Source organism: Rhodococcus sp. 06-221-2, from assembly GCF_002258365.1.
In the GTDB taxonomy this organism is placed as follows: Bacteria; Actinomycetota; Actinomycetes; order Mycobacteriales; family Mycobacteriaceae; genus Rhodococcoides; species Rhodococcoides fascians.
This window is the reverse complement of record NZ_NOYJ01000030.1, coordinates 52,950-78,797: the sequence shown is the minus strand read 5'-3', so window position 1 is coordinate 78,797 and position 25,848 is coordinate 52,950. Positions and strand designations below refer to the sequence as shown.

General features: G+C 65.0%; 22 protein-coding genes. 10 read left to right on the top strand and 12 right to left on the bottom strand.

The window, feature by feature from the left end:
• Positions 1 to 24 precede the first annotated feature (24 nt).
• The 4 genes from lspA to dnaE all read left to right on the top strand — a co-directional run bounded on the left by lspA (position 25) and on the right by dnaE (position 5,939).
• Positions 25 to 675, top strand: a complete 651-nt coding sequence (lspA, locus tag CH281_RS16550; protein ID WP_080731997.1) for a signal peptidase II — start codon at positions 25 to 27, stop codon at positions 673 to 675.
• Positions 672 to 1,598, top strand: a complete 927-nt coding sequence (locus CH281_RS16545; RefSeq protein WP_027497328.1) for an RluA family pseudouridine synthase — start codon at positions 672 to 674, stop codon at positions 1,596 to 1,598. Before lspA ends, CH281_RS16545 begins: the two co-directional genes overlap by 4 nt.
• Positions 1,598 to 2,257 carry a hypothetical protein gene (locus CH281_RS16540; protein ID WP_032399983.1) on the top strand — a complete coding sequence of 220 codons (660 nt, stop codon included), beginning with the start codon at positions 1,598 to 1,600 and terminating at the stop codon, positions 2,255 to 2,257. The genes CH281_RS16545 and CH281_RS16540 overlap by 1 nt, the downstream gene beginning before the upstream one ends.
• A gap of 145 nt (positions 2,258 to 2,402) precedes the next feature.
• Positions 2,403 to 5,939 (top strand): DNA polymerase III subunit alpha, encoded by a 3,537-nt coding sequence (dnaE, locus tag CH281_RS16535; protein ID WP_027497326.1) that lies wholly within the window; start codon positions 2,403 to 2,405, stop codon positions 5,937 to 5,939.
• Here the strand turns inward: dnaE and CH281_RS16530 are convergent.
• Positions 5,910 to 6,179 carry a hypothetical protein gene (locus CH281_RS16530; protein WP_057473418.1) on the bottom strand — a complete coding sequence of 90 codons (270 nt, stop codon included), beginning with the start codon at positions 6,177 to 6,179 and terminating at the stop codon, positions 5,910 to 5,912. The genes dnaE and CH281_RS16530 overlap by 30 nt on opposite strands.
• A gap of 164 nt (positions 6,180 to 6,343) precedes the next feature.
• Here CH281_RS16530 and CH281_RS16525 point away from each other — a divergent pair, with 164 nt between their 5' ends.
• Together CH281_RS16525 and ilvA are read left to right on the top strand one after the other, a co-directional pair.
• Positions 6,344 to 6,778 (top strand): nitroreductase family deazaflavin-dependent oxidoreductase, encoded by a 435-nt coding sequence (locus CH281_RS16525; RefSeq protein WP_027497325.1) that lies wholly within the window; start codon positions 6,344 to 6,346, stop codon positions 6,776 to 6,778.
• A 69-nt stretch (positions 6,779 to 6,847) separates the two neighbouring features.
• The gene (gene ilvA / locus CH281_RS16520) at positions 6,848 to 8,203 is read left to right on the top strand and encodes a threonine ammonia-lyase IlvA (RefSeq protein WP_094695326.1); all 1,356 of its coding nucleotides are present in this window, start codon (positions 6,848 to 6,850) and stop codon (positions 8,201 to 8,203) included.
• A 1-nt stretch (position 8,204) separates the two neighbouring features.
• Here ilvA and CH281_RS16515 read toward each other — a convergent pair whose 3' ends face one another.
• Entirely contained in the window at positions 8,205 to 8,729 is a 525-nt protein-coding gene (locus tag CH281_RS16515; RefSeq protein ID WP_027497323.1) for a TetR/AcrR family transcriptional regulator, read from the bottom strand.
• 114 nt (positions 8,730 to 8,843) lie between these two features.
• Between CH281_RS16515 and CH281_RS16510 the strand changes: the two genes are divergently transcribed.
• Complete coding sequence (locus CH281_RS16510) at positions 8,844 to 10,400, top strand: MFS transporter (protein ID WP_256983634.1); 1,557 nt, start codon at positions 8,844 to 8,846, stop codon at positions 10,398 to 10,400.
• Here CH281_RS16510 and treZ read toward each other — a convergent pair.
• From treZ to CH281_RS16480, 6 genes are all read right to left on the bottom strand, one after another.
• Positions 10,373 to 12,148 carry a malto-oligosyltrehalose trehalohydrolase gene (gene treZ / locus CH281_RS16505; protein WP_094694869.1) on the bottom strand — a complete coding sequence of 592 codons (1,776 nt, stop codon included), beginning with the start codon at positions 12,146 to 12,148 and terminating at the stop codon, positions 10,373 to 10,375. The genes CH281_RS16510 and treZ overlap by 28 nt on opposite strands.
• On the bottom strand, positions 12,145 to 14,520 hold the full coding sequence (treY, locus tag CH281_RS16500) for a malto-oligosyltrehalose synthase (RefSeq protein ID WP_094694867.1): 2,376 nt from the start codon (positions 14,518 to 14,520) through the stop codon (positions 12,145 to 12,147). The genes treZ and treY overlap by 4 nt, the downstream gene beginning before the upstream one ends.
• A gap of 3 nt (positions 14,521 to 14,523) precedes the next feature.
• Positions 14,524 to 16,815, bottom strand: a complete 2,292-nt coding sequence (gene glgX / locus CH281_RS16495; protein ID WP_032387826.1) for a glycogen debranching protein GlgX — start codon at positions 16,813 to 16,815, stop codon at positions 14,524 to 14,526.
• A gap of 56 nt (positions 16,816 to 16,871) precedes the next feature.
• A complete protein-coding gene (locus CH281_RS16490; protein WP_032387825.1) occupies positions 16,872 to 18,998 on the bottom strand; it encodes an acyltransferase family protein in 2,127 nt (708 codons plus the stop codon).
• Between the two features lie 237 nt (positions 18,999 to 19,235).
• Entirely contained in the window at positions 19,236 to 19,835 is a 600-nt protein-coding gene (locus tag CH281_RS16485; protein WP_094694865.1) for a hypothetical protein, read from the bottom strand.
• Entirely contained in the window at positions 19,832 to 20,632 is an 801-nt protein-coding gene (locus CH281_RS16480) for a MerR family transcriptional regulator (RefSeq protein WP_094694863.1), read from the bottom strand. The genes CH281_RS16485 and CH281_RS16480 overlap by 4 nt, the downstream gene beginning before the upstream one ends.
• A 101-nt stretch (positions 20,633 to 20,733) precedes the next feature.
• Between CH281_RS16480 and CH281_RS16475 the strand changes: the two genes are divergently transcribed.
• Complete coding sequence (locus CH281_RS16475) at positions 20,734 to 21,642, top strand: sensor domain-containing diguanylate cyclase (RefSeq protein ID WP_032370312.1); 909 nt, start codon at positions 20,734 to 20,736, stop codon at positions 21,640 to 21,642.
• A gap of 6 nt (positions 21,643 to 21,648) precedes the next feature.
• Here CH281_RS16475 and CH281_RS16470 read toward each other — a convergent pair whose 3' ends face one another.
• Complete coding sequence (locus CH281_RS16470) at positions 21,649 to 22,245, bottom strand: CHAP domain-containing protein (protein WP_094694860.1); 597 nt, start codon at positions 22,243 to 22,245, stop codon at positions 21,649 to 21,651.
• A gap of 146 nt (positions 22,246 to 22,391) precedes the next feature.
• On the opposite strand from CH281_RS16470, the gene CH281_RS16465 reads away from it, so the two are divergent.
• Together CH281_RS16465 and CH281_RS16460 are read left to right on the top strand one after the other, a co-directional pair.
• Positions 22,392 to 23,096, top strand: coding sequence for an SIR2 family NAD-dependent protein deacylase (locus CH281_RS16465; RefSeq protein ID WP_373453885.1), 705 nt, complete (start codon positions 22,392 to 22,394; stop codon positions 23,094 to 23,096).
• A 57-nt stretch (positions 23,097 to 23,153) separates the two neighbouring features.
• Positions 23,154 to 23,459 (top strand): hypothetical protein, encoded by a 306-nt coding sequence (locus tag CH281_RS16460; RefSeq protein WP_094694855.1) that lies wholly within the window; start codon positions 23,154 to 23,156, stop codon positions 23,457 to 23,459.
• On the opposite strand, the gene CH281_RS16455 is transcribed toward CH281_RS16460, so the two are convergent.
• The 3 genes from CH281_RS16455 to CH281_RS16445 are packed head-to-tail and all read right to left on the bottom strand — an operon-like array spanning position 23,456 to position 25,775.
• Positions 23,456 to 24,520, bottom strand: coding sequence for an ABC transporter permease (locus tag CH281_RS16455; RefSeq protein ID WP_052074052.1), 1,065 nt, complete (start codon positions 24,518 to 24,520; stop codon positions 23,456 to 23,458). The genes CH281_RS16460 and CH281_RS16455 overlap by 4 nt on opposite strands.
• Positions 24,520 to 25,377, bottom strand: coding sequence for an ABC transporter ATP-binding protein (locus CH281_RS16450; protein WP_094694852.1), 858 nt, complete (start codon positions 25,375 to 25,377; stop codon positions 24,520 to 24,522). The genes CH281_RS16455 and CH281_RS16450 overlap by 1 nt, the downstream gene beginning before the upstream one ends.
• The gene (locus CH281_RS16445) at positions 25,374 to 25,775 is read right to left on the bottom strand and encodes a GntR family transcriptional regulator (protein WP_027497311.1); all 402 of its coding nucleotides are present in this window, start codon (positions 25,773 to 25,775) and stop codon (positions 25,374 to 25,376) included. Before CH281_RS16445 ends, CH281_RS16450 begins: the two co-directional genes overlap by 4 nt.
• Between the last annotated feature and the right edge of the window lie 73 nt (positions 25,776 to 25,848).

Genomic DNA, 25,848 nt, shown 5'->3' with positions numbered 1-25,848 from the left:
TCGGATGCGGACCGACGGTTGTCGATGCGCCATGATGGACGGGTGAGTGACGACCGACCCGACGATCCGACCACCGAGACCAGTGCAACCCCCGACCCCCACGAGGGTGCAGACGAGCAGGTGTCCGGTGCCGACAGTGCTGCGGTTCGGCCCGCCGCACCTCTGCGTACCCGACTCCTGGTGGCGATCGCGGCAGTGATTCTGCTGTTCGACCTGATCACGAAGATCGTGGTGGTGCACTACGTGAAGCCTGGAAACCCGATCGAGATCATCGGCGACGTCGTGACTCTGCGGCTGGTGCGCAATCCCGGTGCGGCGTTCTCCATGGCCACCGGAATGACGTGGTTGCTGACGCTGGTCGCCGTGGCCGTGGTGATCGGGGTCGTGAAGATCGGTCGAACGCTGCGTTCGCCGTGGTGGGCGCTGGGGCTGGGTCTGGTTCTCGGCGGCGCTCTGGGCAACCTGATAGACCGGTTCTTCCGCGCACCGGGCCCGTTCCAGGGTCATGTGGTCGATTTCGTATCGGTGGGCTGGTGGCCGGTGTTCAACGTCGCCGACTCGTCCATCGTGTGCGGGGCCATCCTGCTCGTCGCGCTCAGCCTGTTCGGTTTCGAGCCCAACGGCGAACGGGTGACCAAGTCCACGTCCGATGCCCCGCAGAAGGCCGACTCGTGAGGGAATCGCGTTCCATGCCGGTGCCCGACGGCCTGGACGGCATGCGCGTCGACGCCGGCCTGGCGCGACTTCTCGGGCTCTCGCGCACGGTCGCCGCAGCCTTGGCCGAGGAGGGCTCGGTGCTGGTCGATCACAGTGCCGTCGGGAAGTCCGATCGCCTCTCGGGTGGGTCGTGGCTCGAAGTGACTCTGCCCGAACCTGCACGTGAGCTGACGATCGAGGCCGAGCCGGTGGAAGGGATGGAGATTCTCTACGCCGACGACGACGTCGTGGCCGTGGACAAGCCCGTGGGCGTCGCCGCGCACGCCAGTGTGGGCTGGACCGGGCCGACCGTCATCGGCGGCCTCGCGGCCGCCGGTTTCCGAATCTCCACGTCCGGCGCGCACGAGCGTCAGGGCATCGTGCACCGACTCGATGTGGGAACGTCCGGGGTGATGGTGGTCGCGACGTCCGAACGGGCATACACCGTGCTGAAGCGGGCGTTCAAGGCTCGTACGATCGACAAGCGTTATCACGCCCTGGTGCAGGGACATCCGGATCCGAGCAGTGGAACCATCGATGCTCCGATCGGACGGCACGGCAGCAACGACTGGAAGTTCGCCGTCCGCGCGGACGGCAAGCCCAGCGTCACCCACTACGACACGGTCGAGGCCTTCCAGGCCGCGAGCCTGCTGGACGTCCACCTGGAAACCGGTCGCACGCACCAGATCCGCGTGCACTTCTCGGCGCTGCGGCACCCGTGTTGCGGCGACCTGACCTACGGGGCCGACCCGCGGTTGGCCGAACGGTTGGGCCTGGAACGTCAGTGGCTGCACGCGCGTTCGCTCGGCTTCGCGCACCCGTCCGACGGCCGCTGGGTCGAGATCGAGAGCAAGTACCCGGCAGACCTCGAACACGCTCTCGAGGTGCTCCGGAAGGCGTGATGCGCGGAGTCTCGGGTGTGGTCGGAGTCGTCGTCACGATCGCTCTGGTGGTCGGTGGCCTGGCCGTCGTCGGCCATCTGAACCCGCAACGGCAGCTGCGCGTGGGCACCGACCGGCTCGGCCCGGAGAGCGGCGAGCAGGTGACCGACTACCTGGCTCGCGCCGAGGCAAGTCTGCTCGGCAACGATGCCGAACCTCGCTGGGGATCGGTGTCGTTCGATCGCGAACTCACCGCCGAACAGGCCTACGCCGCCGCGAACGGCGTGCGCATCTCGATGGTGCTCTTTCGAGTACCGCTCGATCGCGTGCAAACTCCGATCCTCACGGTCGGTGTTCCCGGCAGTGAACGGTCGATACTGAATGCGACCGCGCGCGCTGCCGGCCAGATCCAGGAATCGTTCGGCGTGGAGGACCGGCAGGCTCAGATAGACGCTGTGTCGCAGCGCCGGTTGCTGAGCGGATGCGCATGCGTGGTGACGGTGGTCGTGCGGGGCACCGCGGCCGAGTTGAGCGAGGTGGCAGGCCGCGACGGGGTGCGGGCGGTGGAGGCACTTCCGCCCGACGCGGTGTCCGGGAAGTTCGCCGTCGAGCCGTTGCTTCCGGAGCACATCGACGTCGTCGGGCCGCTGCCGGACGACGGGCCGGTTCCCGCCGAATGAGGCAACTTCAGTCTCGTTCGTCACACCCGTCACGTCCTCCCAGGACACACCGTCGGCCTGAAAAATCTGTCGGTTCCACCGCCTAGAGTGGGTGCATTCGCGGCTCGTATTTTCGAAAACGCACGACCTTCAGGAGAGAACCTTCGTGGCCGATTCGTTCGTTCATCTGCACAACCACACCGAATATTCGATGCTCGACGGTGCCGCCAAGATCGGGGCCATGTTCGCCGAGGCGGCGCGGTTGGAGATGACGGCGGTCGGCATGACCGACCACGGCAACATGTACGGAGCCAGCGAGTTCTACAACGAGGCCAAGAAGGCCGGCATCAAGCCGATCATCGGCATCGAGGCCTACATCGCTCCCGAATCCCGGTTCAACAAGAAGCGCGTGCTGTGGGGCGACCGAAGCCAGAAGTCCGACGACGTCTCCGGTAGCGGTGCGTACACGCACATGACGATGGTGGCGGAGAACGCGACCGGCGTGCGCAATCTGTTCAAGCTGTCTTCGCTGGCGTCCATCGAGGGTCAGCTCGGCAAGTGGGCCCGCATGGACGAGGAGATCATCGCTCAGCACGCCGAGGGCATCATCGCCACCACCGGATGCCCGTCCGGTGAGGTTCAGACGCGCCTACGTCTGGGCCAGGACCGCGAAGCACTCGAGGCCGCGGCCAAGTGGCAGGAGATCTGGGGACCGGACAACTTCTTCCTCGAGTTGATGGACCACGGTCTGTCCATCGAGCGACGAGTCCGCGAAGGCCTGCTCGACATCGGCAAGAAGCTGTCCATTCCGCCGTTGGCCACCAACGACTGCCATTACGTCACGAAGGACGCCGCCGAGAACCACGAGGCTCTGCTGTGCATCCAGACCGGTAAGACGCTCAGCGATCCCACGCGCTTCAAGTTCGACGGCGACGGCTACTACCTCAAGTCCGCTGCCGAGATGCGTGCCCTCTGGGACGACGAGGTACCCGGTGCCTGCGACAGCACGCTCCTCATCGCCGAGCGAGTCCAGCCCTACGACGAGGTGTGGGCGCACCGCGACCGGATGCCCATCTTCCCGGTTCCCGAGGGATACACGCAGGGAACGTGGCTGCGGCACGAGGTCATGACCGGACTCGAACGTCGGTTCCCCGACGGTCCGGCCGAGGATTACCTCGCGCGAGCGGAGTACGAGATCAAGGTGATCCTGGAGATGGGCTTCCCGGCCTACTTCCTCGTGGTCGGCGACCTCATCAACCACGCGAAAGCGGTCGGCATCCGCGTCGGACCGGGCCGTGGTTCCGCCGCCGGATCCCTGGTTGCCTACGCCATGGGCATCACCAACATCGATCCGCTCCCGCACGGATTGCTCTTCGAGCGATTCCTCAACCCCGAGCGTGTGTCGATGCCCGATATCGATATCGACTTCGACGATCGTCGTCGCGGTGAGATGGTGCGCTACGCCACGGAGAAGTGGGGTAGCGACCGGGTTGCGCAGGTCATCACCTTCGGCACCATCAAGACCAAGGCTGCCATCAAGGACTCCGCACGTGTGCAGTTCGGCCAGCCCGGTTTCGGCATCGCCGATCAGATCACCAAGGCCCTGCCGCCGCCCATCATGGCCAAGGACATCTCGGTGGCCGGCATCACCGATCCGTCGCACGAGCGCTACAAGGAGGCCGTCGAGGTCCGAGCGCTCATCGACTCCAACCCCGACGTGGCCACGATCTACAAGACGGCCAAGGGCCTCGAAGGCCTGATCCGCAACGCGGGCGTACACGCCTGCGCGGTCATCATGTCCTCGGAGCCGCTCACCGACGCCATCCCGGTGTGGAAGCGCGCCCAGGACGGCGCGATCATCACCGGCTGGGACTACCCGTCGTGCGAGGCCATCGGCCTGCTGAAGATGGACTTCCTCGGTCTGCGAAACCTCACGGTCATCGGCGACGCGATCGACAACATCAAGGCCAATCGCGGCATCGACATCGATCTCGACGCGTTGCCGCTCGACGATCCGGCGACCTTCGAATTGCTTTCTCGCGGAGACACTCTCGGTGTTTTCCAGCTCGACGGCAGCGCGATGCGAGACCTGCTGCGCCGCATGCAGCCCACCGGTTTCGAGGACATCGTCGCCGTGCTCGCGCTGTACCGCCCGGGTCCGATGGGCATGAACTCGCACAACGACTACGCCGACCGCAAGAACGGGCGGCAGGAGGTCAAGCCGATTCACCCCGAGCTCGAAGAGCCGCTCAAGGTGATTCTCGGCGAGACGTACGGCCTGGTGGTCTACCAGGAGCAGATCATGCAGCTCGCGCAGAAGGTCGCCGGGTACACCCTGGGTCAGGCCGACCTGCTGCGTCGTGCCATGGGAAAGAAGAAGCTCTCCGAGCTCGAGAAGGCCTACGCCGGATTCCGGCAGGGCATGTTGGACAACGGCTTCTCCGAGGCCGCCATCAAGGCGCTGTGGGACACCGTGCTCCCGTTCGCCGGCTACGCGTTCAACAAATCGCACTCGGCCGGCTACGGCCTGGTCTCGTACTGGACGGCGTACCTCAAGGCCAACTACCCGGCCGAATACATGGCCGGCCTGCTCACCAGTGTCGGTGACGACAAGGACAAGGCCGCGATCTACCTGGCCGACTGCCGCAAGCTCGGCATCACGGTGCTGCCACCGGACGTCAACGAATCCGAGCTCAACTTCGCATCGGTGGGCAAGGACATCCGGTTCGGTCTCGGCGCGGTGCGCAACGTCGGCACGAACGTGGTCGCATCGATCATCAGAGCGCGGTCGGAGAAGTCCAAATACACGGATTTCTCGGACTACCTGGGCAAGATCGACGCGATCGCGTGCAGCAAGAAGGTCACCGAATCTCTCATCAAGGCAGGCGCTTTCGACTCTCTCGATCATCCGCGCAAGGGTCTGATGTTGATCCATGCCGACGCGATCGATGCGGTGATGGGCACCAAGAAGGCCGAGGCGATCGGACAGTTCGATCTGTTCGGCGGTGAGGACGCCGACGAGTCCATTTCCTCGGTGTTCAACGTCCGCGTGCCGGACGAGGAGTGGGAGTCCAAGCACCGTCTGGCCCTCGAGCGCGAGATGCTCGGTCTCTACGTGTCCGGCCACCCGCTGCTCGGTGTCGAGCACATGTTGGCCGCGAAGTCCGACTGCAACATCCCGACGATCCTCGAAGGGGACATCAAGGACGGCACTCAGGTCACCGTCGGCGGAATTCTGGCCTCGGTGAACCGGCGGATCAACAAGAACGGTCTGACGTGGGCGTCGGCTCAGCTCGAGGACCTTGCCGGCGGCATCGAGGTGCTGTTCTTCCCACAGGCCTACTCGGTGTTCGGTGCCGACGTCACCGAGGACTCGGTGGTGCTCGTCAAGGGGCGCGTGTCGGTGCGTGACGACCGGGTGTCGTTGATTGCGAACGATCTTGCGGTGCCGGATCTTTCGGCGATCGGTATCGACAAGCCGCTCGCGGTGAGTTTGCCGACGCGACTGTGCACGGCCGACAAGGTCGGCGCACTCAAGCGGGTGTTGATCAGCCACCCGGGGACCTCGGACGTCCATCTACGTTTGGTCAGTGGCGACAAGATCACCACGATGAAGCTCGACGACAGTCTGCGGGTGACGCCGACGTCGGCGCTGATGGGAGACCTGAAGGCGCTACTGGGGCCCGGCTGCCTGACGGGGTGAGCCGGTCCGGGCGGGGTGGACCTCGGTCAATCGGAGAGTCCACCACGCGGCGACTGCGACTGCCGCGCCGCCGAGGACGGCTGCCTGCAGTGATCCGACCAGCGCGAGGGTGGCGACGAATACGACGAGCCCGATCGCCAATGACTCGAGCTTGTACAGAGGCCAATCGACGCCGGCGACATCGACCGTGCGCAGGACGGGGACAGTTCGACGGCTCACCTGGTTGCTCGTGTAGGTCATCGCGTCCTCCTCGGGTACGCCCGTCCGGTTCGATGATTCGGGTGTCCGGCGGGTGAAGTTCAGACTATACCCACGCAAAGATTCGGTCCACCGAACTCACGGTTCCGACCTGCGACGACCGAGATTCGGTGGCGTCCCGGCGGCCGTGGGTGTTGACTGAAACCATGCCATTGACAGGAGAATACGAACCGAGTTCATCCGACTGGGCCCGCAAGCAGGCCGAGCTGTACGAGAACTCCGGCGGAACCGAAGGCACGACGATGAACGGGATGCCGGTCGTGCTGCTGACCACCAAGGGAAACAAGAGCGGGAAGCTGCGCAAGTCGCCGTTGATGCGGGTGGAACACGATGGGGAGTACGCCATCGTGGCCTCCCTCGGCGGTGCGCCGAAGCATCCCGTCTGGTACTTCAACGTCAAAGCCGAGCCGCTGGTGGAGCTGCAGGACGGACCCGAAAAGCATGATTACGTCGCTCGGGAGGTAACCGGCGACGAGAAAGCCGTGTGGTGGGAGCGTTCGGTCGCGGTCTACCCCGATTACGCGGATTACCAGAAGAAGACAGACCGGGAGATCCCGGTGTTCGTCCTCGCTCGCGCCTGAGCGCGATCGGCCTGCCCGTGGAACGGTCCCGAGTGGGTGACCGTTCCACGCTGGTGGCAGCATGTGCTGGTGTCTTCATCACCTGAGCTCGCCTCCCAGCACCCCTCGTCGGTAGCCGTCACCGCGGCCGACATCGATGCAGCTGCGATGCGAATTTCCTCGGTGGTCGCCGCGACACCCCTGCAGTTGTGCGAGCGCCTGTCGGCAGAGACCGGAGCGACGGTCTACCTCAAACGGGAAGACCTGCAGATCGTCCGCTCGTACAAGATCCGCGGTGCCTACAACCTGATGGATCAGCTGACCGAGGCCGAGCGCAGCGTCGGCGTGGTCACGGCGAGTGCCGGTAACCACGCGCAGGGGGTGGCATTCGCCTGTCGGTCCATGCAGGTGCGAGGTCGGATCTACGTGCCGGCCAACACCCCCAAGCAGAAGCGTGACCGAATCAGGGTGCACGGAGGCGACTTCGTGGAGCTCATCGTCATCGGCGACACGTTCGACGCCGCGGCTGCCGCGGCTGCCGCGGACGTGGCCCGTACCGGTGCCACCATGGTCCCGCCGTTCGACGATCCACGAACGGTGGCGGGCCAAGGGACGATCGCCAAGGAAATCGTCGATCAGCTCGGCGGCGCACCCGATGTGGTGGTGATGCCCGTCGGCGGGGGCGGCTGCATCGCGGGTATCTCCAGTTATCTGCGTGAGCGCGCTCCGCAGACATCGTTGGTCGGCGTCGAACCATCCGGTGCTGCGTCGATGACCGCTGCGTTGATTGACGGTGGGCCGGTGACGCTGTCGGATATCGATCCGTTCGTCGACGGGGCGGCGGTCCGGCGTATCGGCGATGTTCCGTACTCGGCGCTGCAGTCGTTGGGCGCGACGGTGGTGTCCCATGCATCGTTGCCCCTGATCACCGCTCCGGTGTTCGAAAGCTCCGGCCCCGGTGCGTTCCTGATCACCCAGATCGACGAGGGCGCGGTCTGTACCGCAATGCTCGAGCTGTACCAGAACGAAGGGGTCATCGCCGAGCCCGCGGGCGCATTGGCGGTCGCCGCGCTCGAGCACCTCGACATCGCACCGGGAAGTACCGTCGTGTGCCTGGTGTCCGGGGGAAACAACGACGTCTCACGGTACGGCGAGATTCTCGAACGATCGCTCGTCCACCTCGGCCTCAAGCACTACTTCCTCGTGGACTTTCCGCAGGAGCCCGGCGCACTGCGTCGGTTTCTCGACGAGGTACTCGGGCCCGAGGACGACATCACCCTGTTCGAGTACGTCAAGCGAAACAACCGGGAGACCGGTGCCGCGCTCGTCGGCATCCAACTCGGTGCGGCGCACGGCCTTTCGGCCCTCCTCGAACGTATGCGGTCCTCGCACCTTCAGGTGGAGCAGCTGGAGCCGGGTTCGCCCGTCTACCGCTACTTGACCTGAGTCACCGACCCAGCAGGCGGTCGACCACCCGCTTGTGCAGTTCGGGGTCGACGGCGGGCAGGTCGAGGACGGCTCCGAGGTATATCCCGTCGCCGACGAGTCGGATGATCTCGGCCTGCACCGGATCGTCGATCTCGGTACGTAAGCCCTCGTCCCACTGCTGCATCATGTCCGTGACGGCGTCTTGCACCTCACCGGAGTTGCCGTCGACGCTGCGCAGTGCCGCCAGCGTGGAGCGGTAGAGCGCGATTTCCTTCTCCGAGATGCAATCGGGTGGTTGCAGATACCACTCCGCTACGGAGGTGCCACCTGCGCCGGCGTCGGCTCTCTGCTGATCGGCCTGAACGGCGAGTCGTCGGACCATGGCAGCGACCAGCGCGTCCTTGGTCTTGAAGTGGTACAGCAAGCCGCCCTTCGATACCCCGGCGGCGGCAGCGACGCTGTCCAGGGTCACTTTGGTCATGCCGTGTTCGAGGAGCAACGTCTCGAGCGAATCCAGAATTCGGTCGCGTGTGTCAGATGACATGGAACTCACTTTACCGGCTGGACGGTTCGAGGTAGTCTTCAGAGCTGTACCGGCTGGACGGTTGGTGTCGAGAATGTGCCCGGTCGCGGACCGGGCGGGCGAAATGGAGTCATGGTGAGCGACGTGCGGACCGGTGCGGTGCACGAGATCAACGGCGGATCGGCCTCCAGGGCCACCGCGCGCGACTGGCTCGGGTTGGTGGTGCTCGCGTTTGCCGTACTTCTCATCGCGGTCGATGGAACCGTGCTCGATCTCGCCCTGCCGTTCATCAGCGCCGATCTGGCACCGTCGAGCAATCAGCTGCTGTGGATCATCGACGTGTACTCGTTCGTACTGGCCGGCTTGCTCATCACGATGGGCACGCTCGGTGACCGGATCGGTCGGCGTCGCCTACTGCTGATCGGAGCCGCGGGCTTCGGAATCGCCTCTCTCGTTGCGGCTGTCTCGACCAGCCCGGAGATGCTCATCGCGGCGCGAGTTCTGCAGGGTATCTCCGGCGCGACCTTGATGCCCGCCACTCTCGGCTTGATTCGCACGATCTTCCTCGATCCGCGCCAACGGGTGACGGCTATCGGCGTCTGGGGCGCCATGGCGGGCGGCGGCGCGGCCGCCGGTCCGCTCGTGGGCGGGTGGTTGCTCGAGCATTTCTGGTGGGGCTCGGTGTTTCTCATCAACATTCCCGTCATGATCGCGCTGATCGCGCTGGGGCCGTTGGTGATTCCCGAGTCCAAGGATCCGAACCCGGGCCGTTTCGACCTCCCCAGCTCGGCGTTGTCGATGCTCGCTATCGTTCCGATCGTGTTCGCGGTCAAGGAGATCGCAGCGCACGGCCTTCACCCGGCCTACGTGGTCTCCGCCGTCGTCGGCATGATCGCCGGTGTGGTGTTCGTGCGGCGGCAGCGAATTCTGGACGCCCCGATGATCGACATCCGGCTGTTCGCCAACCGTGCCTTCTCGACGGGTGTGGCGACGAACTTCCTGTCCGTGTTCGCACTCGCCGGCGTGCTGTTCTTCGGTTCGCAGTACCTGCAGCTCGTCCTGGGCAACAGCCCGCTCGAAGCCGGACTGCTGTTGCTGCCGGGCACGGCCGCCAGCATCGTGACCTCATTGCTCGCGGCGGTTCTGGTTCGGTACTTCACCGCAGGCACGGTCCTCGGCGCAGGCATGATCGCTGCCGCTGCGGGCGCGGGCATCCTGGTCGGTCTCGGTACCGACACCAGCCCGGCGTTGTTCATCGCCGGATTCGTCCTGGTGGGTGCCGGCGTCGGCTTCGCGCTCACTCTGACGTCCGACCTGGTGGTCAGCGCCGTCGAACCCGAACGAGCCGGGGCTGCGTCCGCGGTGTCGGAAACCGCGTACGAGTTGGGCATCGCGCTGGGAGTGGCGATCCTCGGCACGGTCGTCATGGCCATCTTCCGACGCGGCATCGATACCTCGCAGCTCACACCCGAGCTCGGTGCCAGAGCAGCCGAAACGCTCGGCGGCGCCGACGCGGTGGCCCGTGAACTACCGGACTCGGTGGCGACGGTCCTCCTGGACTCCGCGCACACCGCGTTCGTCTCGGGCATGCACGTTGCGGCCGTCGCCACCGCGGTGGTCCTTGCGGTCACCGCCGTGTTCGTGCTGGTGAACCTACGGGTTCGTCAGGATTCGAGTACCGCGAAGGAGTGACCGGGAACCGTGGTGGCAGACCCGGTGTCGTTCGAGGTCGTCGGCTCCCACTCGAGCAGTGTGGAGCCGCCGACCGGCACCGTCACCGCGGACTCGGACAGATTGCACACCACGCTGACGCGGCCGCGGCGAATCGCGATCCACTGGGCGTCCTCGTCGTACTCGACCTTGACGTGGTCGAGCCACGGGTCGGTCAGTTCGGTCCGCTCGCGGCGCAGGGCCAGTAGGTCTCGATAGACGGCCAACAGTCGGGCATGGTCGCCGTCGCCCAGTTCCGACCAATTCAATTTCGATCGTGTGAACGTCTCGGGATCCTGTGGGTCGGGGATGTCGCTCTTGTCCCACCCGTGTTCGGCGAACTCGGCTTTGCGTCCTTCCGCCGTGGCCTTGCCGAGCTCGGGTTCGGGGTGCGAGGTGAAGAACTGGAACGGAGTCGACGCTCCCCATTCCTCGCCCATGAACAGCATCGGAGTGTAGGGCGAGGTGAGTACCAGAGCTGCCTTGATCGCGAGCTGTCCGGGGGAGAGGTAGAAGCCGGGGCGATCTCCGATCGCACGGTTACCGACTTGATCATGGGTGGTCGTGTAGGCCACCAGAGAGCTGGCGGGAATGCGGCGGGTGTCCAATGGTCGCCCGTGGATTCGGCCGCGGAAGCTGGAGTACGTTCCGGCATGAAAGAAGCCCTGCCGCACCGTGTTCGCCAGGCCCTGCAACGACCCGAAGTCGCCGTAGTAGCCCTGCCGTTCGCCGGAGACCGCAGCATGGATCGCGTGGTGAATGTCGTCGTCCCACTGTGCGTCGAGTCCGTAGCCGCCACCCGACCGCGCCGTGATCAGCGACGGATCGTTCAGGTCGCTCTCGGCGATCAGAGTGAGTGGACGGCCGAGATGCGCTGACAGGGTGCGCGTTTCGATCGAGAGCTGCTCGAGGAGATGCACAGCGGTGTGGTCGACGATGGCGTGCACCGCGTCGAGACGCAACGCGTCGATGTGGAACTCGGAGAACCAGCGCAACGCGTTGTCCAGGGCGTAGCGCCGCACCTCGCCCGAGTCTGCATCGGCATAGTTGATCGCCTGGCCCCAGCTGTTGGCCCCTTCGGTCATGTAGGGACCGAAGCGTTCCAGGTAGTTGCCGGACGGGCCGAGATGGTTGTAGACGACGTCGAGAACGACACCGATCCCGCGGCCGTGGCATGCATCGACCAAGCGCTGCAACCCTTCCGGGCCACCGTAGGCCTCGTGCACGGTGTACCAGAGGACGCCGTCGTAGCCCCAGTTGTGCACGCCGTTGAATCCGTTGACCGGCATGATCTCGACGAAAGATACGCCGAGGTCGACGAGGTGATCGAGCTTGTCGATCGCCGCGTCGAACGTTCCCTCGCGAGTGAAGGTGCCGATGTGGAGTTCGTAGATCGACGATCCGGGGAGTTGACGACCGGTCCATGCGGAATCGGTCCACAACGACGGATCGACCTCGAACACCTGGGACAATTCGTGCACACCGTCGGGTTGCCGAGGCGAGCGTGGATCCGGCAGCGCCTTCTCGGCGTCGTCGAGGAGGAATCCGTAGCGACTGTCCGCGGCGGCGGCCACCTCTGCTCGCCACCAGCCGTCCGAGGATTGCTCCATGTCGTGGACCGCGTCGTCCAGTTGCAGCCGTACTCGTTCCGGGGTCGGTGCCCATACTGCGAATTCACGGGTGGTGGCCGAAGATGTCGTGGCCGGGGATGTAGTGGTCGAGGATGTCATCGTGCTGACTCTCCTTCGTTGTTGCGCACCAGAAGTGCAACCGGCAGGGAGGCGAACAGCTCGGCGACCGCAACGGTCCCGCTGTGTTCGACGTCGGTGATGCGGTCGCGCCACCGACCGTTGGGCAGCGTCACGGTCGTCTCGCCCCACCCTGTCTCGGCCACACCGAGGGACAGCCTCGTGGCCAGCGCAACCACATCGGAGTTGCCGGGCAACGGACCTCGGGCAAATCCGACGACATGCTCGGCCGCGGCCCCGTCCGCGACGATCGGCGTGTAACTACCGCCGACGAAGCTCGCAGGCCGTTCGCGTCGTACCGTCAGCGCGGAACGAACCACGGCCAATTTCGCAGCACCGGTATCGACCGACGGCGCGGATCCGTTCAGTCCGGCCAGAACGGACCGGCGTACCGAGTAGTCGACGGGTCTGCGGTTGTCGGGGTCGACGAGCGAGTCCTCCCACAACTCGGTGCCCTGATACACATCCGGGATTCCGGGACCGACGAGTGTGAGCAACTTCTGCCCGAGTGCATCGGAGTGTCCATGGGGCGAAAGCTTTTCGACGAGCATCGTCATCGAACGCGCCACCGGACCGTCGAGAATTGCGTCGAGCCAGTTGTGAACGGCAGTCTCGAACTCCTCGTCCGGATCGGTCCACGTGGTACGGAGAGCGGCCTCGCGAATGGCCTTCTCGGCGTAGGCGTGTAGCCGTTCCCGCAGGGTCGAGGTGATCACCCCGTCGACCGGCCAGACACCGAAGACGTTCTGCCACAAGAACATCCCCATGGTGCCGTCGGGGCTCGGGGCCAGCTCCTCCCAATCGGCGATCGACCGGGCCCACAGCTCCGGCGTCTGCGAGAGCACGCCGATACGCGCCCGCACGTCCTCACCGCGTTTGGTGTCGTGTGTGGACAGTGTCGTCATCGCGGCGGGCCAGCGCTTCGCGCGGTCGGCGTTCTTCAGATGGAAGTACGCTGGGCTGCAACCGAACCGAGCGGGATCGCCGCCGACCTCCTGCAGCGAGATCAACCGGTTGGCGCGGTAGAACAGGCAGTCCTCGACGCCCTTGGCCGTGACGGCACCGCACACCTGATCGAAACGCACGGGGGATTCGGTACCGGCGATCAGGGCGGTTGTCAGAGCGTCGAGACCGCCGGCCAGTTCCGGCTGCTCTTCACCGATGGCGGCGACGACACCCGGAAGCACACCGGCCAGCGGCGCGTAGTCGGTGCGGTACACCGGAACTGCGGCAACAACGGCGACGATGGCGTCGATCACCGATTCGAGCTCGATGGAGGTACCCGATTCACGAACCACGGCGCGGGCGAGGCGTCGCACCTCGGGGGACAGGTCGCCGCGCGCGACAGCGGTCTTGAGATCGAGCTCTGTCTCGTGCAACGTCTCGTCGTCGTAGGCGATGCCGGAGCGCACCTGGGACAGCGCGGTCAGTGCCGGCGCCCCTTCCGGGTCGACGAATATCCCGCCCACGGCCGCCAACGCGTCGTACCCTGTCGTGCCGTCGACGGGCAGCGACTCGTCCAACGGTTCGCCGTCGGCCAAGATCTTCTCGATCACCAGCCAGCGGTCGGGACCGAGCAGCCCGCGCAGTTCGGTCAGATATCCGGCAGGATCGGCCAAGCCGTCGGGGTGATCGACGCGCAAACCGTCGATCAGCCCGTCCTCGATCCAGCTCGCCACCTGGCGATGCGAGTCGGTGAAGACGTCGAGGTCTTCCTGCCGGACACCGGCCAGGCCGTTCACCGAGAAGAAGCGCCGGTAGCCGATCAGCCCGGCGGACCAACTGACGAGGCGGTAGGCCTGACGGTCGTGCACGGCCTGGGCGTCGTCGCCGTCGGTACCGTCGGCGATGGGGAAGCGGTGCTCGTAGAACGCCAGTAGAGGCTCGTCCTCGGAGCGGTCGACGGTGAGCTCGGCGACATCGCTCGCGCTGCCGAGCACGGGGATGGCGATCTTGCCGTCCACTCCGTTGTCGGCTGCGAAGTCGATGTCGAAGTAGGTGGCGAACTCCGAGTCACGACCGCGCCGCAGAACGTCCCACCACCACGCGTTCTGTCGTGGATCCTCCACCCCGACGTGGTTGGGGACGATGTCGACGATGATCCCCATGCCCACCTCGGCAGCCCGAGAGTGCAAGCGGGTCAATGCATCTCGCCCGCCGAGGGCGGCGGAGACGGTCGAGGTGTCGGTGACGTCGTACCCGTGCGTCGAACCGTCGGTTGCGGTCAGTATCGGCGAGAGATAGAGATGGCTCACTCCGAGGTCGTGCAGGTAGTCGACCACGTCCGAGGCGTCGGCCAGGGTGAAGGCATCGCCCCGCAGTTGTAACCGGTATGTGCTGGTGGGCAGCGGCATGAGTCAGGCAGTCTTTCGTAGAACGAGTAGGGATCGAGCGGTGACCTCCACCGGTGTACCCGCTTCGATCGATTTCTCACCCGCTCCCGTGCGCGCTGCCGTATCGAGGGCGACCGTCCATTCCTTGGCGTAGTTTCCGTCCGGAGTGACGAATTCGATCGTCTCGTGATGTGCGTTGAAGCACAACAGGAACGAGTCGTCGACCACCCGCTCCCCGCGCTGATTCGGCTCGGGAATGCCCTCACCGTTGAGGAACACGGTGAGCGATTTGCCGAAACCGCTGTCCCAGTCCTCGGGAGTCATCTCCTCGCCTGCGGGGGTGAGCCAGGCGATGTCACGTGCCTGTTCGCCCGATCGGATGGGCCTGCCCTCGAAGAATCGGCGACGGCGAAACACCGGGTGCTCGTTGCGCAGCGCAATTGCGTTGCGGGTGAACTCGATCAGGTCGGCGTTGGTCTCGGCCAGGGACCAATCCATCCACGCCAGTTCCGAATCCTGGCAGTAGACGTTGTTGTTGCCCTGCTGAGTTCGGCCGAGTTCGTCGCCGTGCGCGATCATCGGCGTGCCTTGGCTGAGCAGCAGCGTGGCCATGATGTTGCGAATCTGGCGGGCACGCAGATCGAGGATCTCGGGATCGTCGGTCGGACCTTCGACGCCGCAGTTCCACGACCGGTTGTGGCTCTCGCCGTCGTTGTTGTCCTCGCCGTTGGCCTCGTTGTGCTTGTCGTTGTACGAGACCAGGTCGTTGAGGGTGAAGCCGTCGTGTGCGATGACGAAGTTGATGCTGGCACCGGGGCGACGGCCCGTCGCCTCGTAGAGATCCGACGATCCGGTCAGACGCGACGCGAACTCGCCCAGCGTCGCGGGCTCACCGCGCCAGTAGTCGCGAACGGTGTCGCGGTACTTGCCGTTCCACTCGGTCCACAGACCGGGGAAGTTGCCCACCTGGTATCCGCCCTCGCCGACATCCCACGGCTCGGCGATCAGCTTCACCTGGCTCACGACCGGGTCCTGTTGCACCAGATCGAAGAACGCGCTCAACCGATCCACGTCGTGCAGTTCACGGGCCAGGGTGGATGCGAGGTCGAATCTGAATCCGTCGACGTGCATCTCGGTGACCCAGTAGCGCAGCGAGTCCATGATGAGCTGCAGCGTGTGCGGGTGTCGAGCATTGAGACTGTTGCCCGTCCCGGTGTAGTCCATGTAGTGCTCGAGATCGCCGTCGACCAGTCGGTAGTAGGCCGCGTTGTCGATGCCGCGGAAGCTGATGGTGGGGCCCATGTGGTTTCCCTCGGCGGTGTGGTTGTAGACCACGTCGAGGATCACCTCGATGCCGGCGGCGTGGAACGAACGGACCATCGCCTTGAATTCGGTCACCGCGGCACCGGGCGACTGATGCGAGGAATACTCCGCATGAGGCGCGAGGAATCCGAAGGTGTTGTAGCCCCAGTAGTTTCGCAGTCCCTTGTCCAGAAGTACCTGGTCCTGCATGAACTGGTGCACCGGCATCAGCTCGATCGCGGTGACGCCCAGGTGCTGCAGATGCTCGATGATCACCGGATGTGCCAGACCGGCATAGGTGCCGCGCTCGGCCTCGGGGATGTCCGGATGGGTGATCGTCATGCCCTTGACGTGGGCCTCGTAGATCACCGTCTCGTGATACGGCCTCTTCGGCGCGCGGTCGGCCTGCCAGTCGAAGAAGGGGTTGATGACCACGGTGGTCATCGTGTGCCCCAGCGAATCGTGCTGGGGGAAATCGTTGTTCGGCTCGTCGTCGTGGGCGATCGGGGCCTCGTCGACGATTTCGCCGTCCGGATCGGCAAGATCCGCCGCGTCCTCGAACCGGCCGTCGGCGTCGAGTGGATCCGCGGCTGCGGAGTCCGTGGACTCCACGGGCTCGGGTTCGGCGGCCGGGATGTCGATGTTGTAGGAGAAGAGCGATCGGTCTCCGTCGAACGACCCCTCGAATGCTTTTCCGTAAGGATCGACCAGCAACTTGCTGGGATCACAACGATGTCCGGCAGCCGGATCCCACGGCCCGTGGACGCGGTAGCCGTAGCGTTGTCCCGGCACGACCGTGGGCAGGTACGCGTGCCACACGTAGCCGTCGGACTCCTCGAAACGAATACGAGTTTCGGTACCGTCCTCGGCGATCAGGCACAGGTCCACGGCCTCGGCGACCTCGGAGAACAAGGCGAAGTTGGTTCCTGCTCCGTCGTAGGTCGCTCCCAGTGGATAAGGGGATCCCGGCCATACGGCGATGGCGGGCGTGTCGTCGGAGGCGTCGTGCAGCATGGATCAACCCTACTGTGACCGGTGGGACCAGGCTTACCGAGCGCGAGCCGTTCCGCTCACGGTCCGGCCCACCAGCCGGTCGCAGATCCGAGCTGCCGGCCGAGCTCGGTGGTCAGGGTTCGCACGTAGGTGGCGGTCAGATGATGCTCGTCGCGATAGATCAGTACGTTCCCCTGCTCGACGCGACAGACGGTGTCGTCGCACACCGCGTCCGAGAGGTCGAGGGCGGAGAATCCGCTCAGCTGGAACGAGGACGCCAGAGCGGGGTTGACCGAGTCGAGCGCCTCGTCTCGCGGGATGCCGCACGAGGTGGCCGAGCCGCCGTCGGCCAGGCAGTCGATGGCTCGATACGCGAGCCACGGGGTGTCCCTGATACCGAGGACGCCGACACCGTCGGCGATCAACTGCTGCCAGACCGAGACGTACCAGGGCGGGGTGAAGTCGCCGGGGAAGTCGTCGCGGGGCCGGGTGGCCGTGGTGAACACGTATTCCGGTTGCATCGATGCGACGTCGTCGAGCACGGTCCGGGTCCAATCCAGACAATCCGGGTACTCGTTCTGCCCGAGCATCGGCATCGTGTCCAGGCTGAGCGGGCACCCCATCTTCACGAACGTGACCACCTTGAAGCCGTGCCGCCGCCCCAAAGTGTCGAGAGCGGTCACCCAGTGCTCGGCGTGTGAGCTCCCCGCCAGCACGATCGTTCGGGCCGCATCGACGTCGCCGTAGGTACAGGACAGCGCGTCGCGAGTCTCGAAATCCGCGATGCAGCCCTCGAGGGTGGTGACGGGAAGATCCTCGGGAGCGGAGTACAGGGGAGGCGTCATCTCGGCCGGTTCGACGCGAATGCCGTCGGTCAATTCCAGCGCCCCCGGGTGCGTGGCTTCGTCGACCGATTCGTCGGCCTGCACGGCCGAGATCGATCGTTCGATGTAGGCGTTCCAGCCGACCGAACCGGCTGTCACCGCCACGGCAGCAACGAGGGCGACGGCCGTGACTGCGATGCGGCCGGGAGTGAATGTGGTGGCCTGCGTGGGACGCTCCACGAAGCGGACGGTGAGCCACGCGAGTGCGACCGATGCACCGACGATGCCGAGTCCGCCGGGTATGTCCGCGTGGGTCCTGCCGGTGGCCGACAGGTAGAAGATCAACAGCGGCCAGTGCCACAGGTACAACGGAAACGCGATCGAGCCGACCCAGGCGAAGAACCGGTTGGACAACGTCGCGGCGACCACGGTGTTCGAGCCTCCGATGATCAGCGCCACAGTGGCCAGTACCGGAATCAGCGCCAGGGGACCGGGGAACGCGGTCACGCCGTCCACCACGAATCCACAGACAACGATGACGAACATCGCACCGGCGGCGAGCGCGCCCCGGGCGGTCGATCCCAGCCGACTCACGCGGGCATCGGCCCCGGTGTTTCTGCCGGCGAATGCCGCGAACGTGGCCGCGACCGCCGCACCGAGCATGATCTCCCAGAGTCGCGCGCCCGTGTCGTAGTAGTTCCACGCCTGATGGCGTCGAGCACCGTCCGCTGCATACACGAACGACAACACCGCGATGACGGCGAAGATCACGGCGAAGGTCTGTGGTCGCAGACTTCGCGGTCCCTCCGGTCGCATCGTGCGCAGAATCCACGCCAGACCGAACACGACGGCAATCGCGAGCAGATAGAACTGGAATTGCACCGCGACGGACCACAGGTGCTGGACCGGGCTCACCGAGGGGTCGGCCGCCAGGTAGTCGTTGGCCGTCGTCGCCAACTGCCAGTTCACGAAGAAGAAGACACCGGAGACGAGTTGGTCGCCCACGTCGGCCCAGCGGGTCCTCGGTAGCAGGAACACCGACGCGGCCGCTACCGCCAACAGGGTGAGCGCGAGCGGCGGTCCGAGTCTGCGGAGCACGCGAACGATGCGGGTGATCGGGTTCAGGCTCGCACCGGCCTCGGCCGATCGAAGCAACGACGCAGTGAAGAAGAAGCCGGACAGCGTGAGGAAGACATCGACTCCGCCCGACACCCGACCCATCCAGATGTGGAACACGACCACCAGAGCGATGGCGACACCACGCAGGCCGTTCAGATCCTGGCGCTGTGGCGGTCGCGGCACGACGGGAGCCGACACCGAACTCGGGGCCGCGGAATCGGTTGCCGATTCGTGATCGGTGCCGCTCGGGTGTACCTGCATGAAAGGGGAATGGCTCCGGCTGTCGATCGACCACTGGTCGGGCGGTCACGGTCGGTGGTGTTCGTCTCGGAAGCTGCTCGGCAGACGCCGAGGTTCGTCGCAAACAAGAAGACGTTCTGAGCAAACAATACGTGTACGCGCGGTGACGCACTCCTCGGAGTCCGTACTGCGGTGCCGGTCCCAGCTCGTCGCCGGTTTCTCACAGCGTGGTCTCACCGGTCCCGCAGCAGTTCGGGTTCACATCCCACCGTCGGCCGGAACCGAGGACAACGCGGCGACCAGGGCCACGGGATCGTCCACGTACACGCCGATGGACGTCGCGGTGCCCTCGACCCGCCACCGACGTAGGGGTGCGGGTACGACGACTGTGGTGCGGGTCGACAACGTGATGTCGACGTTCGTGCCGTCCTGGTTCGGTAACACGGCTCGGTCGTCGCGGACAGTGGGAGCCACCACGCCGAACCGGCGATGGAGTCGGGCCGAAACGATCGTCGATCTCTCCACCGTGGTGACGACCTCGCCGGAGGTGCGCAGGACGAGTGCTTCGGGTGTGAGGACATGGGGGTGCACCCGGCCGACGGCTGTGGCCGACGCCAGCAGAACGATCGATACGACCGAGAGCGCACCGAGCACGATATCGAGCCACAGCCACGGCACGAGGAGATGCACGACGACGATCTCGACGACAGAGGCAACATCGAACATCAACGGCATCGAACCCGTTCCGCGCACCGCGGTGAACTCGGCAGAGTCGGCCGCGATCGGTGCGTGGCGGCCGCGTGCCCACAACAGCAGTGCGTGCCATCTGCCGACCCGGGCACCCCGATCCGGGGTCACTGTGATGTTCCTGCCGGATGCTCACCGTCGAGCAGACGAGCTGTGGTGCGGAGGACGACGGCGCGTTGGGCCGCGTCGGGAACGATGTCCTCGATGTCGAGCAGCCCGGTCGAGTCGCTACCGAGCGCAGCGGACTCGGGCGCCTGAGCGAAGGACTCGACATCGAGTACGGACACCAACTCGTCGGCCAACGCGTCGATGTCGTCCTCGGATTCGGCGACGCTTCGGCCCTCGAGGGCACCGAAGCGTCGTAGCAACACCAGGTATCTCCGACGTAGGTCGTGATCGCCGAGCGCGGCGGACATCGTCTCGAAGAATGCCGCCGGGACGCGGCCCGAAATTGCCATCACTTCGAGTAGATCGCGTTCGCGGATCAGCGCGGGCCGGTCCCGTTCGTCCGCTGCATCGAGCAAGGACCCGAACGTCGCGGCAACATCTCGTGGGAGCGCGGTCAGAGGACGCCGTTCGACAGCGTCGTCGAGCAACGCCGACAAGCGACTGTGCTTGTGTGCCAATGCCGTCTGCTCGGTCTCGATGCCGGCCAGCAAGGCTCGCAGGTCCGCGACCACGTCGGGCTCGTCCGTCGCTTTTCCGTCGAGCACTGCCGCTATCGCGCCCAGCGGCATTCCGCACTCGGCCAACCATCGGATTCGCATCAGCCGAATGACGTCGTCGATCGTGTACTCGCGGTAGCCGTTGGACAGCCGCCGAGGCTCGGAGAGCAAGCCGAGTCGGTGGTAGTGGCGCACCGTCCGCGGGGTCGTTCCGGCGGCATCGGCGAGGGATCCGATTCTCATGCGTCCAGTGTGAACATTGACGTAGCGTCAAGGTCAAGACCGATCGCTGGATACCGTTCGGGCCCCCACGGCGGCGTATCGTCGGTGTGTCGTGTGAATCGATGTGGCTCGCACCGTTCGAGGAAGTGAACCGGACAATCATGGTCGACGCCGATGGCTGGTATCGGGAGATGTTCGAGGCCAGCACGGTCGGAATGGCACTTGCCGACGAACACGGACTGCTGCTACTCGCGAACGAGGCGTATGCGGCCATCGTGGGGTGCCCCAGGGACCTACTGTGGGGCCGATCCTCCCGTGAATTCACCCACCCCGACGATCTGGACCAACACGCGTCGATGGAACAGATGATGGACGACGCCGAGGCCCGTGGTGAATCCGTACACGTCGAGAAGCGATACCTGCATCCCGACGGCACAGTGCGGTGGGGTTGGGTGTCGGCCAGTGAGGTCCCCGGCCCGGACGGCCGACGATGGACCATGGCGGTGGTCCACGACGTCACCGACCGGCGGCGGTTGGAGGACGACCTACGGGAGGCTGCGCTGACCGATCCCTTGACCGGGCTGCTCAATCGGCGCGGTTGGCGAGACCGGTTGTCTCAGTTGACGACTCCGCGCGGAGTCGAGGTGTCGCTGGCCATGGCGATGATCGATTTCGATCGCTTCAAGTCGTTCAACGACAAGTACGGACACGGCCGCGGCGATCGCCTGTTGGTCCAGTTCTCCACTGCCGCAATGCAGTTGCTTGCAGGACGAGCGTATGTCGCCAGGTGGGGCGGGGAGGAATTCGCCATCGCGATGCCCGATACCGGGTCGACGACGATGGCAACCGTGCTGACCGAACTCGCAGCCGTCGTTCCGGACGAGCAGACATTCTCTGCCGGTTACACGACATTGCGTCCGGGGGAATCCCTCTACGACTGTTTCGACCGAGCAGACCTGTTGCTGTACAGAGCGAAGAGAGACGGAGGGGCGCGATCACTCGGCGACCGTTCCAGCACCCCGTTGCAATGACGGCCCTCAGGATGCCAATCGGCCGAATCCGACTACACCCGAGTCGGATTCGTAATTCAGAGTGTGAATCCTGATCTTGCCGGCTTCGTTCCCGCCCACGGTGACGGCCTCGCTGCCGTCGACAGCCACGATGACGTTGGTGTGTTGGCCGACCCAACTGGAGTTGTCGTACAACACCACATCACCCACCGACGGCGTGTAGTTGCCGACGGTCTCGAACCGTCCCTGTTGCTGGTAATACTCCTGCAGCGTGTAGACGCCGGGAATGCGCCACGAACCCGAGTTGGGATTCGACAACGGCATGCCCGCTTCCTTCATGATCCAGCTGACGAAGTCGGCGCACCAGGCCTCGTCCACGCCCTCTGCATAGAAGGTTCCCGGACGCTGCTTCTCGTGCTCGACTCGCAGCAGGTCCACCACACGTGCCTGGTCGACGGTCAACTCGGCGCTGGTCACCTCGGGGAACGATTCGGTGTCCCACGGTAGATAGCGACTCGGGGCGAGCCACAGAACACCGATGGCCACCACCACGACCACAGCGGTGACCGCTGCGGTCCACAGGGGCCAGCGTCGCCGCGTGCGGGTATCGGTGTCGATGCTCATGCCCACACGGTAGCGCGTGAGCGAACACCGGTTGGCACAATAGCTGTGTGACCCATTCGCACGAGCAGACGGTCGACGCCGTTCCACAACCCATCGTGGACGCCGCACGATCGGCGTCGCGCATCGTCGTTCTGACCGGGGCCGGCATGTCGGCCGAATCCGGAATTGCAACGTTTCGCGACGCCCGGACCGGTCTGTGGCAGGACTTCGATCCGAAGGACCTCGCCAGTCCCGAGGGCTGGCTCGCCGACAGCGACCTCGTGTGGGGTTGGTACCGGTGGCGTGCAGCATTGGTTCGTCGTTCCGAACCCAACGCCGGTCACCGCGCCGTCGCGCAATGGCAGCAGCAAGCGCAGGTGGACATCGCCACGCAGAACGTCGACGATCTGCACGAACGAGCCGGATCCACAGTGCTCGCACACGTACACGGAAGCCTCTTCGAGCCGTACTGCAGCGAGTGTGGAGTGCGCGCGGAACTCGACGACCCCGACGTTCTGGGTAACGACATTCTGGACGACGACATTCCGATCGACGCAGATCAGCGTGTTCCGCCGCCGGACTGTCCCCGGTGCGGCGGACTCATCCGTCCTGGGGCCGTGTGGTTCGGCGAATCGCTGCCCGAACAGGCGTGGGAAGCAGCCGAGAATTCTGTGCGCGCTGCAGATCTGGTGCTCGTGGTCGGTACGTCGGGCGTGGTGTACCCGTTCGCCGGACTGCCCGCCGTCGCACGCAGTGCGGGCGCAACCGTGGTCGAGATCAACCCGGTCGAGACCGAGGTATCCGACATGGCCGACCACCGATGGCGCACAACGGCCGCGGTGGGTCTGCCACTGCTGGTCGCACAATTGTGAACGGACGGGCGGCACGCGAACTACCCTGATCACACCATCGACTTCGAGGAGGCCGAGATGGCGGAGTACTGGTTGCTCGTGTGCGCCCTCGCGTGTTCGTCCGTCGGTGCGTGGTGGGCAACCTCGGATCCGACATCCCGACGCGTTCGCCGAATCGAATTTCTCGCCTGGATCTTCGGCATCGTCGGCGCGGTCACCCTGGCCGATCAGCTGGGGGTGTCCAGGCCGTGGTCCACTGCTGCACTCGTAGTCGGAATCATGGTTCTGGTCCTCGGCCTCCCCGCCCTCGTGGCCACTGTGATCAGAAAATCGGAAACCGCTCGGGATTCCAGCGCAGAGGTAGCTGCGGCAGACCTGCCCTAGGGACGCAGCCTGCGCAGCAGCAGGAGTGACACGCCGCCGAGAAGCCCGGCAACCACCAACGACAACGCCGACTCGATCGCCTGGAACCGCCAGAACGATCTGTCCTCGTGATAGCGCGTCTCGTAGGCCTCGGCACCCTGATCCCGAATGCACTGGATCTCGATGTTGCGACGTTCCACGCTCTGGCGGTCGGAGTACTCCTCGTACTCGGCGACAGTCTCGAATTCGCTCAGATCCCTGTAGTTCTGGGTCCAATTGCAGTCCATCAAGTCGACGGACACCGGGCTGCCGTTGCTGTCGACGTAGTCCGCAGAGAATTCCCATCGCGGGAACAAGCTGATCGAGTCGCCTGGCCTGTAGTCCGGAGTACCGCCGTACATGTCGTCGACCTTCTGTTCCACCGATACTCGTTCGACCTGTGGAGTCGCATAGTGCTCGCGTAACTGCGTCGGCAGCAGCGCCAGGAATGCAGTCGACACGATGACGGTCGTGATCATCGCAGCGATCGTGTTCCGCATCGCGAGTGCGCATGCCGAACCGACCATCAATCCGACGGCCGTGTACGCGCCTGCGACGAATCCCGTGGCTCCGAAGATGGGAAAGTCCAACCGCGATGCGCTCGACCCCGCGAAGGACATGGCGAAGGTATCGGGTGCAGTGTTGTACTTGGCTGCGAACAGCACGCATCCGAGCACCGTCATCGCCCCGACGATCGGTGCGAACACGACGAGAATGCGCACGCTGTACCACCGTCGTCGGCTCACGGATTGAGTCAGACCGAGTACATGGGTGCGACGTTCGAGATCGCGGGAGAAGACGGTCACCCCGACGAATGCCCCCAGGACGACGGGCAAGACGATCGCCGAAAGTATTGCTATCGTCTGCATGTTTCCGACGGCACAGTCGGACGAATCGAAGGATCGGCAACTCTGCAGATACGGTGACGGAATCACACCACCGCCGATCACCGTGACGGCAATGGTGATCGCAGCCAACAGAAGTGGCGTCAACACCCCGAACAGGATGGTCGCGCGAAATTGTCTCCAAGTCACCCAGATCATCAGGTGGTCTCCGTTCCGAGGTGGGCGAGTACGACGTCGTCGAGGGTGGCGTTCTCGACTGTCCACCCCGGTGGTGTCGTTGTCGGTTGTTTGCCCTGTACGACGAATGTTGTTGCCCCGGAACCGAACACCACGGACACGATGGTGCCGTCCTCGACCGACGGGTCGGCGTCGGAGCTGCCGGCGAGAAGGTAGTGGTCGGCGGTGATGGCGTCGAGGTCCCCGTCGAGTCGCATTCGCCCACCGCGTAGCAGCAACAGCCGGTCGGCGACGTCGACGAGCTCGGACAGCACGTGTGAGGACAGCACGATCGTCGTACCGTTCTCGGCTGCATCGCGCATCAGGGTGCGTGCCACCGCCCTGCGAGCGACCGGATCGAGATCGGCAAGCGGCTCGTCGAGCAGCAGTACTTCGGGTCGACGCCCGAGTGCCAGTGCGAGGGCAATCCGCGTGCGGTGGCCGGGGGAGAGGGACTTGACCCGAGCGGAGGTGGCGATTCCGGCGGCGTCGACGATTTCCTTCGCGTACGCATCGTCCCAGTGCGAGTTCGTGTTTCGGCCGAATCGCAGCAGTTCGGCGACGGTGAAGTGTGGGTAGAGGGGCTTGTGCTGCGCCAGATAGGACAGGCCAGGCGAGATTCCGCGTTGGGTCACGCTTTCGCCCAGAACCCGAATGGTTCCGCCGTCCGGTGTCAGCAGGCCGACGGCCAGCGACAGCAGCGTCGACTTTCCGGCACCGTTGGAGCCGACCAACGCTGTGACGCTTCCTCTTTCGACTGCGAACGAGCATCCGTCGAGGACGGTCTTCCTGCGAAACGATTTGGCCACCTCGTCCATGGTGAGCACCGCGTCGGTCATGTTTCGTCTCTTTCGGTTCGGTCGAATTGCTTGTCGAGTGCGGCGGTGACGATGGCTTCGAGGTCAGGTCTGTCCAGTCCTGCGGCCGTGCAGTGTCGGATCCAGCGGTCGAGTTCGGTCTCGAGCGCCGATCGTTCGGCCATGCCAGGTTTTGCGAGCGAGGCGACGACGAACGTCCCGGAACCGGTTCGTGGTTGGACCAGCCCGTCGCGTTCGAGTTCTCGGTACGCCTTGAGGACGGTGTTGGGATTGATGGCCAGCGCCGTGACCACTTCTTTTGCTGTCGGCAGTCGGTCACCGACGGCGAGTGTTCCCAGTCGCAGGGCCTGTTTGGTCTGCAGTATCAGTTGGACATAGGTGGGAATGCCGGACTGACGATCGATACGGTAGGCGATCACCAGAAGCCTTTCACTAGTTGATTAGTGGAAGACGTTAATACGTACCCCTCGGTTTGTCCATGCTCTGTTCGGA